At 37.6% G+C, this 18,536-nt stretch carries 19 protein-coding genes; 7 read left to right on the forward strand and 12 right to left on the reverse strand.

The window, feature by feature from the left end; all coding sequences use genetic code 11:
* The 3 genes from KK060_RS03965 to rpoN are packed head-to-tail and all read right to left on the reverse strand — an operon-like array spanning position 1 to position 4,523.
* On the reverse strand, positions 1-1,581 hold the full coding sequence (locus tag KK060_RS03965) for a sensor histidine kinase (protein ID WP_254152346.1): 1,581 nt from the start codon (positions 1,579-1,581) through the stop codon (positions 1-3).
* A 6-nt stretch (positions 1,582-1,587) separates the two neighbouring features.
* Complete coding sequence (locus KK060_RS03970; RefSeq protein WP_254152348.1) at positions 1,588-3,081, reverse strand: sigma-54-dependent transcriptional regulator; 1,494 nt, start codon at positions 3,079-3,081, stop codon at positions 1,588-1,590.
* Between the two features lie 29 nt (positions 3,082-3,110).
* Complete coding sequence (gene rpoN / locus KK060_RS03975) at positions 3,111-4,523, reverse strand: RNA polymerase factor sigma-54 (protein ID WP_254152350.1); 1,413 nt, start codon at positions 4,521-4,523, stop codon at positions 3,111-3,113.
* A gap of 82 nt (positions 4,524-4,605) precedes the next feature.
* Between rpoN and KK060_RS03980 the strand changes: the two genes are divergently transcribed.
* On the forward strand, positions 4,606-6,084 hold the full coding sequence (locus KK060_RS03980; RefSeq protein WP_254152352.1) for an ATP-binding protein: 1,479 nt from the start codon (positions 4,606-4,608) through the stop codon (positions 6,082-6,084).
* A 401-nt stretch (positions 6,085-6,485) separates the two neighbouring features.
* On the forward strand, positions 6,486-6,653 hold the full coding sequence (locus tag KK060_RS03985; RefSeq protein WP_254152353.1) for a DUF1328 domain-containing protein: 168 nt from the start codon (positions 6,486-6,488) through the stop codon (positions 6,651-6,653).
* Between the two features lie 42 nt (positions 6,654-6,695).
* On the opposite strand, the gene KK060_RS03990 is transcribed toward KK060_RS03985, so the two are convergent.
* From KK060_RS03990 to KK060_RS04005, 4 genes are all read right to left on the reverse strand, one after another.
* Positions 6,696-7,607 carry a YihY/virulence factor BrkB family protein gene (locus KK060_RS03990; protein ID WP_254152355.1) on the reverse strand — a complete coding sequence of 304 codons (912 nt, stop codon included), beginning with the start codon at positions 7,605-7,607 and terminating at the stop codon, positions 6,696-6,698.
* The gene (locus KK060_RS03995; protein ID WP_254152357.1) at positions 7,600-7,971 is read right to left on the reverse strand and encodes a hypothetical protein; all 372 of its coding nucleotides are present in this window, start codon (positions 7,969-7,971) and stop codon (positions 7,600-7,602) included. Before KK060_RS03995 ends, KK060_RS03990 begins: the two co-directional genes overlap by 8 nt.
* 89 nt (positions 7,972-8,060) lie before the next feature.
* Positions 8,061-8,531 (reverse strand): ferritin-like domain-containing protein, encoded by a 471-nt coding sequence (locus KK060_RS04000; RefSeq protein ID WP_254152359.1) that lies wholly within the window; start codon positions 8,529-8,531, stop codon positions 8,061-8,063.
* A 47-nt stretch (positions 8,532-8,578) separates the two neighbouring features.
* Complete coding sequence (locus tag KK060_RS04005; RefSeq protein WP_254152360.1) at positions 8,579-8,743, reverse strand: DUF1328 family protein; 165 nt, start codon at positions 8,741-8,743, stop codon at positions 8,579-8,581.
* Positions 8,744-8,982: 239 nt separating this feature from the next.
* Between KK060_RS04005 and KK060_RS04010 the strand changes: the two genes are divergently transcribed.
* A complete protein-coding gene (locus KK060_RS04010) occupies positions 8,983-9,168 on the forward strand; it encodes a CsbD family protein (RefSeq protein WP_254152362.1) in 186 nt (61 codons plus the stop codon).
* A gap of 15 nt (positions 9,169-9,183) precedes the next feature.
* Positions 9,184-9,612, forward strand: a complete 429-nt coding sequence (locus KK060_RS04015; RefSeq protein WP_254152364.1) for a sll1863 family stress response protein — start codon at positions 9,184-9,186, stop codon at positions 9,610-9,612.
* A gap of 204 nt (positions 9,613-9,816) precedes the next feature.
* Here the strand turns inward: KK060_RS04015 and KK060_RS04020 are convergent, their stop codons facing one another.
* Positions 9,817-10,398: a YciE/YciF ferroxidase family protein gene (locus KK060_RS04020; protein ID WP_254152365.1), complete on the reverse strand. Its 582-nt coding sequence runs from the start codon at positions 10,396-10,398 to the stop codon at positions 9,817-9,819.
* Between the two features lie 342 nt (positions 10,399-10,740).
* Between KK060_RS04020 and KK060_RS04025 the strand changes: the two genes are divergently transcribed.
* Positions 10,741-11,211 carry an FKBP-type peptidyl-prolyl cis-trans isomerase gene (locus tag KK060_RS04025; protein ID WP_254152367.1) on the forward strand — a complete coding sequence of 157 codons (471 nt, stop codon included), beginning with the start codon at positions 10,741-10,743 and terminating at the stop codon, positions 11,209-11,211.
* A gap of 46 nt (positions 11,212-11,257) precedes the next feature.
* On the opposite strand, the gene fahA is transcribed toward KK060_RS04025, so the two are convergent.
* From fahA to KK060_RS04045, 4 genes are read right to left on the reverse strand one after another with little or no spacing between them, the layout of a single operon-like run.
* Positions 11,258-12,535 carry a fumarylacetoacetase gene (fahA, locus tag KK060_RS04030; RefSeq protein ID WP_254152369.1) on the reverse strand — a complete coding sequence of 426 codons (1,278 nt, stop codon included), beginning with the start codon at positions 12,533-12,535 and terminating at the stop codon, positions 11,258-11,260.
* A 48-nt stretch (positions 12,536-12,583) separates the two neighbouring features.
* On the reverse strand, positions 12,584-13,867 hold the full coding sequence (locus KK060_RS04035) for a TolC family protein (protein ID WP_254152371.1): 1,284 nt from the start codon (positions 13,865-13,867) through the stop codon (positions 12,584-12,586).
* Positions 13,868-13,875: 8 nt separating this feature from the next.
* Positions 13,876-15,450 carry a DHA2 family efflux MFS transporter permease subunit gene (locus KK060_RS04040; protein ID WP_254152372.1) on the reverse strand — a complete coding sequence of 525 codons (1,575 nt, stop codon included), beginning with the start codon at positions 15,448-15,450 and terminating at the stop codon, positions 13,876-13,878.
* Position 15,451: 1 nt separating this feature from the next.
* Positions 15,452-16,495 (reverse strand): HlyD family secretion protein, encoded by a 1,044-nt coding sequence (locus KK060_RS04045; protein WP_254152374.1) that lies wholly within the window; start codon positions 16,493-16,495, stop codon positions 15,452-15,454.
* Between the two features lie 100 nt (positions 16,496-16,595).
* Between KK060_RS04045 and KK060_RS04050 the strand changes: the two genes are divergently transcribed.
* Both KK060_RS04050 and KK060_RS04055 read left to right on the forward strand, forming a co-directional pair.
* Positions 16,596-17,078, forward strand: coding sequence for a MarR family winged helix-turn-helix transcriptional regulator (locus KK060_RS04050; protein WP_254152376.1), 483 nt, complete (start codon positions 16,596-16,598; stop codon positions 17,076-17,078).
* Positions 17,071-18,429, forward strand: coding sequence for a methyltransferase RsmF C-terminal domain-like protein (locus KK060_RS04055; RefSeq protein WP_254152378.1), 1,359 nt, complete (start codon positions 17,071-17,073; stop codon positions 18,427-18,429). Before KK060_RS04050 ends, KK060_RS04055 begins: the two co-directional genes overlap by 8 nt.
* The last annotated feature ends 107 nt before the right edge of the window (positions 18,430-18,536 follow it).

Consider the following 18,536-nt stretch of genomic DNA (forward strand, 5'->3'; position numbering starts at 1 on the left):
TTAAAATTGCTTTTCCGGAAGAATCAGAGTAAAAGTAGATCCCTCTCCTGGTGAACTGTTTGCGTATATTATACCGCGATGATTATCTATAATTCTCTTGCAGATTGCGAGCCCTATTCCCGAACCAGGATATTCGGTTTTACCGTGTAGCCGCTGAAAAATAATAAATATTTTCTCTGCATACTCCTGCTCAAACCCAATGCCATTATCCCGTATATCGACAACGTAAAATGTCTCATCCTTCGCCAACAAATGCTTTTGCTTTTCTTGCAGCGTGGCCTTTCGGATATCAATTTTAATTATAGGAATGTCGTTCTCTTTCCGGAATTTAATAGCATTTGAAATTATATTTCTAAATACTTGCTCCATCTCAGATGAAACTATGTGAAGTGACGGCAAAGGTGTCACAAATTCAATACTCGCCTTCGTCTCCTCTATTTTCAGCTCCAGGTTACTGATTGCTTTGTCAAATATTTCTCTCAATGAAACCTTTTCAAATGCTTGAGAACTTCTGTTGGCTCTTGAAAATTCTAAAAGATTGTCAATAAGAATACGCATGTTGTCTGCAGAGACAAGTATGCGATCCATAAATAATTGGCCATCCTTATCAAGGGACGACTTATATTTGGCGCTCAAACGCTCAGTAAACATAGCTATTTTACGCAGCGGTTCCTGAAGGTCATGTGAAGCAACGTAAGCAAACTCTTCAAGCTCTTTATTCGAGCGATTTAACTCTCTTAAGCTACGCTCTTGCGCTCTTTCAGACTTTCTAAGTGCAGTAATATCTTTGGTTATACCATACACTCTCTCAATCTCGCCAGCATTATTTAAAATAATGCTGCTCTTTGTAGTAACCGTTTTAACTTCACCTGATTTTGTCCTAATCGAATATTCCTGAGTAAATCCTTTTTTATGATTAATACTTTCAAGAATAGCATGCTCCAATTCATTTACATATTCAGGTAAAACGTGACTTATATAAAACTCATTACTGATTTTATGTCTTACCTCTTCAACTTCATATCCCAGAAGGTGGTACATTCCTAAAGTCCAGGTAAACTGATTGGATTTGACATCCCAATTCCAACTACCAAACTGCAGAAGAGACTCTGTCTCTTCGAGCAATTGCTTTTTTATTTCTGCCTCTGCTTCTTTTTGAACTTGATCGTTTATATCCTGAGCAATAAATAAAATGAGAACCTTCCCTTGCCCATTTCTTTCAACACATTTAGTATTAATATCGAAGTAACGAAAACCATGTGCGTTCTGGAGTCGGCAAATGAACTTATGTGTCTCTTTTTCATCGCTCAGGGAATAGTTATTTAAAACCTGATTTAGAATAGCGCTATCCTCATCATGAATTAAATCACTTAAGATGCAATCTGAATAAAGTAGACTTGTTTCTGTTACCTGAAAATACTCGCCAAAATGTCGATTAGCATAATTAATTCTCTTTGTTTCGGTATCATAGAGAAATACTATTGCAGGAAAAAAATCTGCAATAGTCTCCGCAATCTTGGAATTTTCAGCGATCTTCCCAGACTCGAAGAAAAATTTCACAAAATTTATCTTCTCATTCATAAGCTGTTAAAGCTCCTGGTTATTCAGGTCTTTATATTGTTTTATCTTATTGTATAGCGTCTTTCTATCTATCTTTAACAACTTAGCTGCCTTGCTCTTATTGAAATCAACTTTCTTTAGAGTTTCAAGAATCCACTCATATTCCGCATCAATACTTACACTTTTTAATCCTGCTTCACGGACAGGAGGTTGTGTGGCTGTAACAGTAGTTTCCCTTGGTGCAGCAACTGCAGCAGCTTCCGCTGTATTATCAAACTGAAGCTTCTTATAGTTAACAAGCTCAAAAGGAATACTCTTAATGTCTATTACACTACTATCAGAAAGCAATGTAGCACGCTTCACTACGTTTTTGAGCTCACGCAGGTTTCCATGCCAAACGTATTTTTTGAAGACATCCTCAACTTCAGGAGAGAAGCGCTTCACGTTCTTACCCAACTCTTTATTTGTCTGAACAAGGAAATGGTTGGCGAAAACCATAATATCGTTTACACGTTCCCTTAACGGAGGGACATTAATTTGAAATTCATTGAACCTGTGGTATAAGTCTTCCCTGAACTGACCACTTCTTGCAGCATCCCAAAGTCTTCTGTTACTTGCAACAATAATACGCACGTCAAGGTCGATGTCTTTTGTGCCTCCTACCCTTCTCATTTTACGCTCTTGTGTAACGCGTAGTAACTGTACTTGTACATCATATGGAAGGTTAGCGATCTCATCAAGGAATATTGTTCCTCCGTTCGCGAGTTCAAAGCTTCCTATCTTTTGTCCAATTGCACCCGTAAATGAGCCTTTCTCATGACCGAATAACTCACTACCAGCTAACTCCCTGGATAACGTTCCACAATCTATGGCAATAAAAGGTTTGTGGTTTCTCTTACTACGTTTGTGTATTTCTTGTGCAATTACCTCTTTACCGCTACCACTCTCACCATAGATAATAATGCTGTAATTGGTAGGACCTACAAGGTCAATTTGATTAAGTATATTTTTAAAATCAGGGCTATCACCAAAAATGTAATTTCCTGACTCCGTATTTCTCTTCGCGTTAATAAGTGCTAACTTCTCCTGCTCTTTTACACTTTCACTTTCTTCGGCGTTTGCACTCTCATTACTTCCAACACCTACCTTCTCGTCAGATGTTTTGTTAGCTAATGCTTTGCGAATTGTTAGAAGAATTTCATCTGGCAACAATGGTTTTGTAACATAGTCCATTGCTCCAAGTTTCATAACCTCTACAGCAGTTTTAATATTACTGTAACCAGTAATGATGATAACAGGAACTGAAGGATTCTTTTCCTTAATTTTCTTTAAAATAGAACTTCCGCTCATATCCTCAAGACGGAAGTCGCAGAGAATAAGATCGGGTTCAACAGATTCTAAAATTTCTAAAGCAATTTTACCAGTAGTAGCTTCGAGTACTTCAAATCCATGTTTTGATAAAAAGCGCTTTAGAACGAAACATAAATCTTTGTCATCATCAATGATTAGTATTTTTTCCATGGGCCGTTAGTATGTTCTTTAATTAAATTTCAGGCTAAAAAGGCTCTCATCTGAGCTGCAGGAATATGAAGCTGCTCGCGGTATTTAGTAACAGTTCTTCGGGCAATTTCAAATCCCCGTTTAGCCAACACTTTTACAAGTTGTTGATCAGAATAAGGACATCTCTTATCTTCCGCCTGAATTACTTCCTGAATCGCCTGCTGAATAACCTTATTACTTACAACTTCGCCTTTGTGATTAGCAATACCTTCTGTAAACAAAGATTTTAACAATACATTACCAAAATGTGTCTGCACGTATTTATTACAAGTAATTCTCGATACTGTGCTAATATCAACACCTACCATATCAGCAACGTTTTTGAGAATCATCGGTTTTAATTTTGTAATATCACCTTCCTCAAAGTAATCCTGTTGGATACGTACAATCGCTTCCATCACTTTAAGCATGGTATTTTCCCGCTGACGTATTGCGTTAACAAACCACTCAGCTGCATTTAGTTTACTCTTTAAATACTGTTTAGAGCGATTATCTGTTCCGCTTTTTTCAGTATCGTAAACCATTTTCTTCCACGAAGAACTAATAGAAAGTTTGGAAGAACGTTCACGTGCCAACATCACCTGGAATTGATCATCCTCTTGTATCAATATAAAATCAGGAAGAATGGTTTCAGTTTGAGGCGAACTTGTTGCTGCGGTAACGGGCTTTAACTTTAGAGTCCCCAGCAAATGGAATGTATCTTTGAGATCTTCTTCATCAATCTTAAGCTCATTAATTATTCGCTCAAAATTCCGATGCATTAACTCGTTATAATAATTGTCAAGAATGCGAATTGCTAGCTTAACGTCAGGACTCTGTTGCATTCTCCTTAGCTGTAGTATCAGACACTCTTTAATATTTCCAGTAGCAACACCTACTGGCTCAAGTTGCTGAATAATCTTGATAAGCTTTTGAACAAGGTCCGGCTCAATCCATTTATTAAACTTCAATGAATAATCATCAGCTAAGCCTTCAATAGAGAATTCTAGAAAGCCTTCATCTGTCAGACTGTCAATAATGAAGTGTCCAATTTCTGTTTCCTGTTCATTTAGCGCATACAGCGCCAATTGATTTTTCAATTCGTGTCTGAAGTCCTCCATTTCAACAAGCGGCTTCTCTATTGGAGCCTGCGACTGGAAGTGCTGAGCATTTTCTAATTTATAATCTGGAGTATCATCATAGCAATACTCTTCATAATCCTTATAATCTTCAGCAGTGTCTTGGGAACCCGTTTCGAAAGCCGAATCCTCATCAGCCTTTTCCTCAATTAAGGGATTCTCCTCAAGCTCATTTTGAATACGTTGTTCTAATTCAATCGTATTCAAGTGCAATAACTGTAGCATTTGAAGATGTTGAGGATGTATCTTCAATTGCTGTTTCTGTGTCAGGTTCTGGTAAAGCATACGAATATAGGGTCGGTTTACACTAGCCTTCTTATTACAAGCATGGAACCAGTTTATATAGGATAAAACAAAAAGTTATAAATTGATTGATAATCAGCTATATAGAATTCGCATTACCTATTTAAGCGACCATTCTTATATAATCGGTGTGGAATATATTCCCATCAAACCAAAGGTAAATATAGCAATAATGTGGAAAAAGTTACTCGTCGTTTCTGTTGTTTTCGGGATGTCTGTCTTTATTTTAATAACACTTTCGATCTATTCTTTTCAACGGTTTGACACTTATGTAAGATATGCCGACGCGGTTGACCATCATCAAACTATGTTAACTGCACTTAATAAACTTCGGCAAGATTTAATAGAGGTAGAAACCAATCAGCGCGGTTTTTTACTTTTTAACGATACGTCTTTCCATATTAAATTCTTATCTCTCGTGAATGGTGTAAAATCTAAACTTTCAACTGTTTATGACCTTACAAAGAATAATACTGAACAATTAAACAGGGTGCGCTCTTTAAATATAGCGATTAGAAGCAGAATTGAGTCTCTGCAATCGGGAATTAACGTGGGTTATCCTCCTACCGATTATAAAGTAGGCGAAGAATACATGAATAAGTGCATATCAATAATAAATGATCTTGAAATATCAGAAACATATGATCTTCAGGAGAAACGTGACCGCAAAAAATTCTATGAGAATACAACTCCTCAACAATTTCGAATTGCATTTATCTTCGCTCTTCTGATATTTAGTGTTTCATTCGGACTTCTTCTCCAACAATACAAAGATAGACTTTCATATCAGCGGAGACTTGAGGAAAATCTAATTGAGTTAAATCAATCACATGAAGAATGGGAACAAATGGCTTACGTAGCATCACACGATCTTCAGGAGCCTTTACGGAAAATCAGGACATTCAGTGATATGCTTGTGTCTAAGCACAGTGAAAAATTACAGGATGATGCCAAAAATCTTATTACTCGAATTGATCATGCTTCTTCTCGTGCACAATCGCTTATGGCAGATATTGTGAATTACAATATGGTGGTATTCACAAAAGAGGACTTACAGCCAGTACCATTAGGAAAAACCTTAAAATATGTGCTTGAAGAATTACAAACCTCACTTACTCAAAAAAATACAGAAGTAAAAATATCTGAGTTGCCTACTCTAAAAGGTTATCCATCTCAAATTACTCTTCTATTCAAGTGTTTAATCGAGAATAGTTTAAAATTTATGAAAGACGATGTAACAGGAATAATTTCAATTTCGGCATCAGTTGTATCTAAAAATCAATTACCTTTTGATAGTCATCTCTCCTATTCTCACTATCACAAAATAAAAATAGAAGATAACGGTATTGGCTTTGACAACCAATTCAGCGATAAAATCTTTAAGATGTTTCAAAGACTCCATCCGCAAGATTCATTATATGAAGGAAGAGGTATCGGTTTAGCTATAGTAAAACGAATTATGACTAATCATATGGGATTTGTTGTAGGAAGAGGAAGGCTTAATAAAGGAGCGAAATTTACGTTATATTTTCCTGATCACTGATAACTCTATCAGTGTTGAATCTCTCAAAGACCTGAACCATATGTGATGAAAGTATCGGAAGAAACACTATTGGAAACATTGCAACACTTCGCTTTATTCCTCTAGAATAAAGCCAGATTATTTCTACTCCAACAGAAGTTCCGGGTAAAAGACAAAAATCTATAAGGCATTGAAGAGAAGCCTTTACAATAGTTCGTATTCGTTGCATTTTCTTTAATGCTTTACCTCTTTAAAAGAAAATGCCGCTGTGATTTTCTGGTATACTAGAAATAAATGAGCATTATCCTCCCCACTTGATTCACTTTTTCAATGCAGATTTTAAGGAAGATAACAAGCGGTCTAATTCCTATTGAGGATTGTCTCGGGCATATAATTAGTCGTTGGAAGAGAAAATAAACATTATGTTACGCTGGACTTTAACATTCCTCGTTATAGCGATCATAGCTGCTGTCTTCGGATTTACCGGTATTGCTGCCGGTGCAGCAGAAATTGCTAAAATAATATTTTACATCTTCCTTGTGTTCTTTGTTATTTCTCTAATTACTTCTTCTTTTAGAAGGGTAGATTAATAATAATCAGATAAGGGATGTAATGTTATGGCAGCGCACGCCTTAGTTCTTACGGTGTGTATGGAGTTCTTTTACCTCTTGTTTAATTATAAAAACAGCTGTTTCATTTGGCGTTATTCCCTTTCCCAGATTTAAAGTATAAACCTTTGTAAATTCCGCACCGAAATATAAGATAATGGAAGTGTAATAAACCCAAAGCAGAATAATAACTATAGAAGCTGCTGCTCCGTACGTTACGTCTACATCTGAAGATCCCAGATAGAAACTTATCAAAAACTTCCCTATCAAAAATAATACAGCAGTAAAAGCAGCTCCGATAAAAGCATCCTTCCATCTTATGGTTCCGTCTGGCAGTACTTTAAAAATAATTGCAAATAAGGTAGTGATTACAGCATACAATATGAGGTAATTTATTCCTTGGAATATGTACACAGTAGCGTCGTCGAAGAGTCTTTCCAACTTATCGTCTAGTAAGTCCATTAATGCATGAACCGCTAAGGACACCATTAGCAAAAAACCGAAGCTTACAATTAATGAAAAAGAAATGAATCTGTTCATTAAAAGCTTTAACCAGCCTTGCTTTGGTTTAGCTTTTAATGACCAGATGTAGTTTATTGAATCTTGTATCTCTGCAAAAACGCCTGTCGCTCCAATGACTAATGCAACTACTCCTAATACAGCACCACTCGTAGTAAATTGCGATTTTTCTATATTCTGAATGATCTGCTGAATCTGCAATGCAGCATCGTTACCTAGCAATCCATTTAACTGATAGTATAACTTGCCCTGGACAGCATCCCTACCAAAGAAAATGCCGGCAAGGGATATAATAATAATTAAAACAGGCCCTAAAGAAAAAACAGTATAATAAGAAAGTGATGCACTTAATTTCATCCCGTTGTCAGCCAGAAATTCTGTTCCGGCCTGCCGCAGGATCTGCAACCATTTACGCATTAGCCTGTGGTATTTCTTTTTGGATTTCTTTTACCTTAACAATGAATTTAGACACATCTTCTGAGGCATACGGACCATAACCATCTGACAGCGTTCCTTTAATTCCGTCATTTGTTTCAATGACATAGAGAACGGCCATGTCTCCAGGATCGGATACACCTTCGAATCTATAGAAATTAAGAATTTTAATTTCATTAGACTGGTATGCTTTATCAGAGTTACCATAGGTCTTTAAACCATCCTCATCAACACGGAAGTCCTCTTTATAGCCTCTCTCTTTTAATTCCTTAGTACATGCTGCGAGGTCTTTTAAAAAAGGAACATCTTGTCCTTCTCTTTTTTCTAAAATATCCGGAGTTTTCATATTATTCAATTTTTAATAAGGCTACTATAAAAAAAATGATTCCTGCCGTTCTTTGCAGCAGGAATCAACAGATAATATTCATTATGATATTAATGTTCTACAGCTACATGCATATCACGATACCGTTTTACCAGATCATGACCCGTTTGAATGTTAGATTGCTGATCCATTATCACTTGTCTCACTGAAGCAGGAATTTCTGCCTCTGATTCTAAAGCTGCGTTATAAGCTTTCAAAGCAGTATCTTCGCCAAATTCACACAATTCGAGGACGGACTTTCTATCATGGTCACTTACAGAAGCGCGAATGTCCATCCATAACCTGTAAATCTTACCAGATTGTGTAGTATCTTCAGCAGGTGATCCACCTAACTGAGCTACCTGAACTTTAAGTTCACTCGAAAAACGAGCACTGGTAGTAGCCATGTTGGTAAACATTGTCTTCAAATCTACGTCGGTAGGCTTTAATTCCTCTACCGCCTTTTCATAACCTTTAGTTCTATCGTGATTGATCCTTATCAAATCATTCAAAACACTTATTAACTCCTTATTCTCACTCATATCCATCTTCACGTTTAGTTGAAAATAACTTTATTACTTCTAATGCGTCAAGGTCTCCTAAAAGATCTCGAAAACAGTGAAATAACAAATAATACAAGAAATAAAAAGAAGATAAATTTAGCTATGGATGCAGCTCCCGCAGCAATTCCCCCAAACCCGAATATCGCAGCTACAATAGCTACTATAAGAAATATAACTGTCCAACGTAACATAATTTATACTTTTAATTAAACATACTTTTGCCTTACAAATCTTCATGCCATTTAGCATTTACTATTTTCAAAGCTTCAATCGAAACGGCTGTTATGAATAATCAATTCCCCATAATGGGGATAAAAATATACACTGCCGGTTCTGCTAAATGAAATATTTGAGGTTAAAAGCGATTTTTACCCTAATTGTTCATGTTGGCATGACCTTTTAAATACCAATTGTGTGTAATTGAAAAGCCATGATAATTCTGGATATCAAGAGCCGATGGAACGAGGTGAAGGGGCGACTGAAGCAGAGATATGGTGTGTTGTCAGATGAAGACTTAACATTATATCTGGGCAGGGAAGGCGACCTGATATGCAAACTTCAAAAGAAACTCGGAATGAGTAAGGCTGATGTTCTTAAAATTATCGGAGAGGCATAATGAGGGGCAGAAAACATGAAAACCGTACTTCGGATTATGGCTTTAGTTGCGTTAACATTTGTAATGATATCGCTAACAGATTGCAGTAATCGCAGAAATGATGTAGATAATAAGGAGGTGATTGCGGATCTAAACAAGCAGCGAGAAAAGCTGGGGACAGATCTTAAGGAACTCCAAAAAGATATAGACGGAGAGCTTTCTCAGGCAAACCGGAAAGTAGAACAAGCTACTGGTGAAACTCGAACTCAATTAGAGAACGCTATCCGTGATCTAAGAGACGAAAAAGAAAAGGTAAGCCAGTCTTTAGAAGAATTAGAAAATGCGAGTGAGGACACTTGGGCTGAAGTAAAAGTGGAAACACAGAAAACAGCAAAGGATGTTCGAGCTAGGTTTCAAAAAGTTGGAAATGAAATGGCTTCTTTATTCGATTCTAAAGAAGATTAAAAGTTCTATTAAAGATTTTAGCTAGTGGGGTTTAAAAGTCGTTACCATTCTTGGTAGCGGCTTTTTTTATTTTTAATTTATTAGGAGTTGGTGGAGTCAATAATATTGTTGATGACTTGTTAAATTTCGAATGCCTATTCAAAAAAAGAAGGTCAGAATACCTTCCGACCTCCACGATAAAATCAGTCCTATTATTAATTAATATTAATTCTCTTCTTCTACTTCTTCCTCATCTTCCATCGCTGCTACTTCATTGATATTATTTTCTGCCAGCTCTGTTAACAGTTCATCTGTCTCTTTTTCTTCTTCTAATGTTTCACCTAGTATTTCAGCAATTTCCTCCGTGCCTAAAGTTTTTGCTAACGTACATAATCCGCCATATGCTGCTATTTCATAATGCTCAATTTTTTGAGCAGAAATAATTAATGCGGCATCACGCGTTGATGTTCCTGCCTCAGTATCCTTAATTATTGATTCACCTTCTTTAACCAAGCCTTCCATTGCCTCACATTTCTTTCCACGAGGTTTTTCACCAAGAAGTTCGAATACCTGCTCAAGGCGGGCAACTTGCTCTTCTGTTACCGCTAGGTGCTCTTCAAAAGCACCTGCTAATTCTTCAGAAGTAGCTGCTTTTTGAAATTTTGGAAGTGATTTTACAAGATGTTTCTCAGCCCAATAAATGTCTCTCAATTCGTCAAGAAAGAACTCTTGAAGCATATTTTGATTCTCTTCTTTTGTATAAGATACTTCTTTCTTAGAAGCCGTTTTTTTGGTTGACTTTGCCATAAATGGTTTTCGTTTGTTTAAAGGTGTTAGTTGTTTTATAATCGCATTGAACCGTAGGATCTCAATGGTTGAACGATATGTATTTCTGGTTTAAATACAGCTCAGAAAATACTTACTATTCTTAAGTCTGCATCAAAAACCTTATGCCCAATAACCATTTTAATAACAAAGAATTAGTATTGTATTAGCAGCAACACAGAACTAGTAGCTGCTATATGAGGACTTCACTTATAAATTTTCTTCCAAAGTAAAGTTTATTACCTTTACTCACATATCAGGGGGTCGGCTTTGCAACAGCGATTACTTGCCTCTTAATAGCCAACATTAATTATTTTTTCTTTTATGCAAATCACAAAAAACAAAGTGGCAGCAATTCATTACACTCTACGTGATAATGAAGGAACAGTTATCGATTCTAGTGAAGGTCGTGAACCTTTGTACTACCTACATGGAGCAGGGAATCTTATTATAGGAATGGAAGAAGGACTTGAGGGAAAGTCAAAAGGAGATAAATTCGATTTGAAAATAGCACCTGGAAAGGGTTATGGTGAAAAGGACGACAATCTTGTACAGCAAGTTCCCCTTTCTGCCTTTGGTGGACAGGATGTAAAACCCGGGATGAAGTTCTCAACAAATCAAGGAGGTGTTGTAACTGTAACAGACGTAGGTGCAGATACTGTTACGGTCGACGCTAATCATCCGCTTGCAGGTATCGAGCTTAATTTCGCCGTTGAAGTTATGGAAGTTCGCAATGCGACAAATGAAGAACTTACTCATGGGCATGTTCATGGTCCAGGTGGACATCACCATTAATCATCTTATGGAAAGACCTAGTCATGCACTAGGTCTTCCCTTTTTGCTAATGTTCTATTGCCGGTAATATTGTTCCTCTACATTCACCAAAGCCAATTCTCACATTACCATTATTTGCATAAGCCTTAATAATTACAGTATCACCGTCGCATAAAAAGGTACGTTCTTCTGCATTATTGATTACTAAAGGCTTTTGTCCATTCGATGACAATTCCAACATTGACCCATAAGAATCAGAAGAAGAACCACTTATTGTTCCTGATGCGTAGATATCTCCTACCTGAATGTTGCACCCATTTACAGTGTGATGTGCAAGTTGTTGAAATATGTTCCAGTACATGTATTTGAAGTTCGTCCTGCTTATCACTACAGCTTCGCCTGCCCCAGTTGTAAGCAAAACTTCGAGCATAATATCATAATTATTTTTACCCGATATATTTAGATACGGTAATACAGGAGGCACTTGTTTTGGCCCTTCTACCCTAAAAGGCTCAAGTGCATCTAACGTGACTACCCACGGTGAAATAGTCGAAGCGAAATTCTTTCCAAGAAAAGGTCCTAACGGTACATATTCCCACTGTTGAATGTCTCGCGCAGACCAATCGTTGAATAAAACAAGTCCTATAATATGATTTGAAGCATCTTCAACAGCAATAGATTCTCCGAGCAGTGTTTCTGAACAAGTGATAAATGCTACCTCCAATTCAAAATCAAGTTTTCTTGATGCAGAAAACACGGGGGTATCGGTACCCGCTATTTTGATTTGTCCTTTAGGCCTGCGAATGGAAGTTCCAGATACAACAATAGAAGAAGCGCGTCCATGATATCCAACTGGCAAATGTTTCCAATTGGGTAACAACGCGTTTTTAGGATCACGAAACATTGAGCCTACATTCGTCGCATGTTCTTCACTACTATAAAAATCTGTATAATTAGAAACCTGGACAGGCATGAGCATTTGTACTTTGTACATTGATACTAATGCAACGTCTAAAGCTGTTGTAGCGGACTTTAGCTCATCATTTCCTATCTGCAATAACTCTGATATACGGTCGCGAACTTCTCTTACTTTCTTTCTCCCTAATCTAAAAAAATCATTTAGATATAATTGATTAAAAATTCCCGGCGTAAGCTCTAATCCGTGAAGCAACCCACGCTCATGTACATAAGCAAGGTTGAGTACGTAATTCCCTATTGCCACACCAGCAACAGGTGGCAGGTTATCCGTTTTAAAAATCCCGAAAGGAAGATTTTGTATAGGAAAATCAGAATCTCCTGGTACATCTACCCAACTTTTCAATGCAGGATCATTTACTTTAATCATCGTTTACAATAATAGTAAATTGATGCCTTAGCAGTCGGCATTTATCTTCTATTCTTCCCAGAATTTGTTGCCAAGAAGCCTGGCTTCCTCAATATAACCTAAACATTGTTGGTATTCATATTGAAGTTTGCTTGTTAAAGCTCGCTGAAGATTAGTTGATGCATTTAATAAGTCGAGATAGATTGCGACTCCTCTCTCATACCTTACCCGATTAAGGCGAAGCGCTTCGTTTGCTGTGGCAATCTGACTATCATACGATTCAATCTGCTTGCCATATGCCTGAATATCTGCTTGAACAGATTCAAGGTCTTTTTGTAGCGTTAAAGAAAGATTACTTTTGGAAATTTCATTCAACTCTACATTTTTCCTGGATAGCAAAATATTCTGTTTAAGTCTTCTACCTTGAAATATTGGAACAGTAAGATTCAGACCTGCCAAATAGTTAAATCTTATTTCTTCTATATCTGGCTGATATCCGTTTCTAAATCCTGCATTGGCCACAACATTTAATGAAGGGAGCTGCTGATGTTGAGCATATTTTAAATCTGCTTCAGCTGACAATACTCTCTGTGTCGCAGCAAGAACTTCCGGATTCGCCTGTAGTGAAGATTCATCATTGGCTATTCGTCTCAAGTGAAAGTCAGAAGTTGAAGGTACTTCATTACTATTGGCAGTGTATTTAAGTAGTGCTAATTGCCGGTTATATAAACGTTGCAGTTCTATCTTACGACTTTCCTCCTGCTGAATATTATTGTCTACGTTATTTAAGTCAATTTTAAGTGCATCGCCTTGTTTTATTTTACCTTCAACAATGTTCCTGTTAACAATATAGAAACTGATGATGGTATCCTGAAGTTGTATAGCTTCCTTTAAATAAATAATACCAAAGTAAATTGTTGCTACCTGAGAAGCTAGTTGCAATCGAGCGGCTTCACGGTTATACTGATTATTTTGTAAATCCGATTTCGCCTTATCAATTTGTGCTTGCGTTCTTCCGAAATCATACAAAACCTGATTAAGAGAGATATTTGCATTATAATTATTATGAGGCTGAAATTGAATTGTTCGCGTCTCTGTTGGCCCTACCGGAAAAGAAGCCTCTCCTACTGGATCAACATAATTGTAAGACGCATTACCATTGAATGAAGGTAGATAATTACTTCGTGCTATCCCTATTCGAACTTCTCCCATTTCGGTTGTCTTCTCTAGTTCCTTAAGCCTGGGAAAATATTCAAAGGACTGCTTGATAAGCTTACTTAATTCCGGATTAACCTGTGCATTTACGAGGTTAATCAAACTGGTCAGGACGAAAACTCCTATAATGTGTTTCATGTTGATGATTAATGACTTTCTTCCGAGATTTTTTGCATGGTGGCTTTATCCACCTTGTTTGTCTTTAACAGAAAAATGAATGGTATTGCAGCGATAAAGAATATGCTTATAAGCAGAAAACCATCCAGATAAGCAAGCAGAAAACCCTGTTTACTAAGAGCAGCATCAAGTATACGGTAACTTGCCTCGCCTGATTGTGCTGCGTCTACCCCTCTACTAATAACTCCAGCCTGATACATTGATAACCTTTCTGCTGTAGCAGGATCAAACACTTGTAAATTACTAACCAGGTCAGTACGATGTGCTACATACCGGTGGCTTACATAGGTATTCATAATTGCTATGCCTGTTGCTCCTCCTAGCTGGCGGATCATATTCGTCAATGCTATACCTGAAGGTAACTCCTGAGGTGTTAATCCCACTACTGCCTGATTAATAAGAGGAACTGTCAGGCATGCCGTGCCTACGCCTCTGAATACCTGTGGTAGTGTAAAAAACTCAAGGCCTGCATCAGGATTTGCCAAAGAAGAAGTGTAACCATGAAGGATGAACATCACACACCCTATAATAACGTAATAAAGTGGAGGTATGCCACTTTGCAGGGTTTTACCAATTACAGGCATGCAGAAGATCGCAACGATCGCTCCAGGAACAAGTCCAAACCCTGCATCTGTTGGCGTATAACCTAAAATGCGTTGTACAAGAACCGGAAAAATAAAAACTGAACCAAACAGTCCTACACCTAGGACAAAAGTAAGCACGTTACTGGCCACGAGGTTTCTGCTTTTAAACACGCGGAGATTAACCAGTGGCTGATCAATTTTAAGTTGCCTGTAAATAAAAGATGCTAATGAGACTACAGCTACCCCAGTTAATACTACTATCCAATTATCATTGAACCAATCCTCTGTTTCTCCTCGTTCCAAAACATATTGAAGACTACCGATGCCTATGGATAAAAAGAAAATTCCGAGGTAATCAATGTAGACACTTTTACGAGCATTGAGTTGAGCATCTGTATCATCTGGAACAAACCTGTAGGTTAATAACATCGCTACTATTCCAAAAGGAATGTTAATGTCAAATATTAAAGGCCATGAATAATTATCTACAATAATTCCTCCCAATGTAGGGCCGATTGTTGGACCAAGTACGATTCCCATTCCAAACATACCTGCTGCCATTGGACGCTTAGAAGGTTCGAAGGCATCGAACAATATCGCCTGTGAAGTCGATAATAAAGCCCCTCCTCCTATTCCCTGTATAAACCTCCAGATTACCAGTGTTACAAGGCTTCCTGAATTGCCACACATGTAGGACGCAACAGTAAACAAAATTATAGAAGCGAGATAATAATTCTTTCGCCCAAATAACCTGGCAAAAAAACCAGTAAGCGGAATTATAATTACGTTTGCTATTGCATAGGATGTAATCACCCAAGATGTATCTTCAATTGTTGCTCCAAGATTACCACTAATTTGAGCAAGCGCCACATTTACAATTGATGTATCAATCAATTCCATGATGGCCGCAGAAATAGTGGTGAGAACAATAATAATCCGGGCAAAACCTGTAACTGCCATCTTAATCAACGTTTACTTCAACTTCTGCGCTTAAACCGGCGCGCAATATATTCCTGAACTTATCTGCATTCACAAGATCAATTTTTACAGGTACACGTTGCGTTACCTTCACAAAATTTCCGGTGGCATTATCAGGAGGAAGAAGTGCAAACTTTGCTCCGGTTGCCTGACTAAAAGATGAGACCTTACCTTTAATCTCGGCATCCGGATATCCATCTAAAATGATATTTACCTCTTGCCCTTCTTTAATTTTTTCTAATTGTGTTTCCTTAAAGTTTGCAACTATCCAAAAGTTCTCGTCATTCACTATAGAAAATAACGGGGTCCCTGCCAGCACAAATTGACCTTTCTCAACTGGCCTTCTGCCTACTTTTCCTGAAACAGGTGCGGTTATATGACAGTATGTTAATCTTAGTTTTGCCTGATCGAGTGCTGCCTTTCTAGTTTCAATTAAGGCTTGTGCTTTTTTTACCTGAGCTTCTGCAGTAGTTACCTGAGAAGAAGCAAAATTAACTTGCTCCTGATTGGCAATATATTGTTTGTTAGTGGCATCTAAGTTAGAATGGCTATCGTCATATTGTTTTTGAGTGATAGCTCCGTCTTTTAATAGCGCTTCATCACGTGCAAGATCATTCTTTGCTTTTGTAAGTCTTGTTAATTGTACATCTGCATTGGCCGATGCGACCCTTTTATTTGCAATGCTGTTTCTATATGATGCTTCTGCATTGGCGAGATCAGCTTCAGCATTCATAAGATCAGCCTGCGCCTGAACTACGGCCAGCTTGTATTCCTGGTCATCAATTTTCACAAGAAGTTGTCCTTTGTCTACCTTGTTATAATCGTCAACTTGTATCGAATCTACATAGCCAGCAACTCTTGATATTACAGGTACAGAACGTGATTCAATTTGTGCATTATCTGTTGATTCATATTTCATACTGCGGATCAGAGACCTGATTCCAAAAAAAGCGACCAACAAAATAACAGCACCTACGATAAAAATCACGGGCTTTTTCTTTTTTGGGGTAGGATTGGTGTTTTCCATAAATTTCTAAGATGTGATACAAAAGTAAACTGGGTTGACTAAATAGTCAACTTGATTGACTAATATTTTTATATTAAGTTTACAGCTTAGAACAGTAAAAATGAGTTTAGACAAGAAATTAAAGGACACAGAGTTTATTAAACGGTGTAGTTGGGGGAAATTAATTAACTATCTAAAAAGGCAATTTGATCAGTGGGTTACAGAAGCTTTCCTGCAACGCGGCATTACTGATTTTAAAATTGCGTACTTGCCTTTCATAATGAATATCGATAATGAGGGTACAAATAACAATGACATGGCTAAAAGAGCTAAGGTAACAAAGCAAGCCATGAGTAAGGTAGCTAAAGAACTGCAGGAACTAGGATATATCCAGAGTAAAGTTGATGCAACAGACAAACGAAGTACTATATTTATATTAACAGATAAGGGTAAGAAATTTGTAGTGGAGGCGAGACTTTGCATGAAAGAACTGATGGACGAATACAGAAAAGTTATTGGCAAAGGTAAATTTGACGCCTTACTGGAAACGTTGCTTGAAATCATAGAATATAACGACAAGAAACTTTCAGGCAGGCATGAGTAATCTTAACTTTCCTGGTGCATTTGAAAAAAGAATGCTTTACAGGCTCGGAAGCGAATGGGATAATTTTAAACGTGCTCACGAGCAATCCTCTCCTGTGAGTATTCGCTTACATCCTTTAAAGAAGAGTAGCCTTATAAATAGCGAACAAGTACCGTGGGCTGAACAAGGGAGATATTTACCAGAACGTCCCAGCTTTACTTTAGATCCCTCATTTCACGGCGGCGCTTATTATGTACAAGAAGCAAGCTCTATGTTTCTCGAGCAAGCACTCAAGCAAAGTATAGATTTATCTGCTCCGCTTAATGTCCTTGATCTTTCTGCTGCTCCCGGTGGTAAGTCGACGCACTTGCTAAGCCTCATCAGCAATGAGAGTCTGCTTGTTTCTAACGAGGTCATAAGGTCAAGAGCGGCCATACTGGCAGAGAACATCCAGAAATGGGGATATGTAAACTGTCTTGTAACGAACAGCGATCCTAAGGACTTCAACAACATTGAAGGTTTCTTTGATGTGATTGTAGTTGACGCCCCATGTTCTGGTGAAGGCCTGTTTCGAAAAGATCCTCAAGCTATTAATGAATGGTCTGTAGAAAATGCATCGTTATGCTCTTCCAGGCAAAAACGAATCATACATGATGTGTGGCCGGCATTAAAAACAGATGGCATTCTCATCTACTGCACCTGCACCTACAACCCCGATGAAAATGAAGAGAATCTTTACTGGCTACAGCAGGAAAAGGAAATTGAATTTATTGAATTAAATACTAATTTCTCTTGGGGTATTGAAAAGGTGGTAAAAGACAAAGTTTCAGGATACCAGTTTTACCCTAATAAAGTAAAAGGTGAAGGCTTTTTTATTTCTGTAATACGAAAGAAGGAATACAGCGAAAGCGCAACCATTAAAAGTAAAAAGAAACTTGTCGCCCCTTCAAAGAGAGTAATTGAATCTTTGAACGCGTGGGTTTCACACCCTGAGAAACTACTTTTTAAACAACATAACGAACTTGTCTTCGCATTACGCGCTGAAAAAACTGATGAAATAGAATTTTTACTCCAACATCTTAAATTCGTTTATGGCGGAACAAACATCGCCACAGTGAAACACGACAAACTCATTCCCGAGCATTCGCTTGCCTTGTCCATAATCTTAAATCCTGACACATTTAATTCTATTGAAGTAGAACTGCCTGTAGCACTTCAATATCTTCGTAAAGAGACAATAGACATAAAAGACGTTGAAAAAGGATTTGCTTCACTTGCCTATGAAGGTACGCGGTTAGGATGGGTAAACGTGATCCAAAACCGTATAAACAATATGTATCCGTCTGAATGGAGAATAAGGATGACACGTTAAAGAATTCCTTTTCCTGATTCTTTGCTTTAAGCGGCTGATTCGCTTTATTTCAAAGCTCTAAAGTCTGCGCAATGTGCCCATTTTCCTTATTTTTGCGCCTCCTGATT

It is taken from the genome of Chryseosolibacter indicum, from assembly GCF_018598585.1.
In the GTDB taxonomy this organism is placed as follows: domain Bacteria; phylum Bacteroidota; class Bacteroidia; order Cytophagales; family Cyclobacteriaceae; genus Chryseosolibacter; species Chryseosolibacter indicus.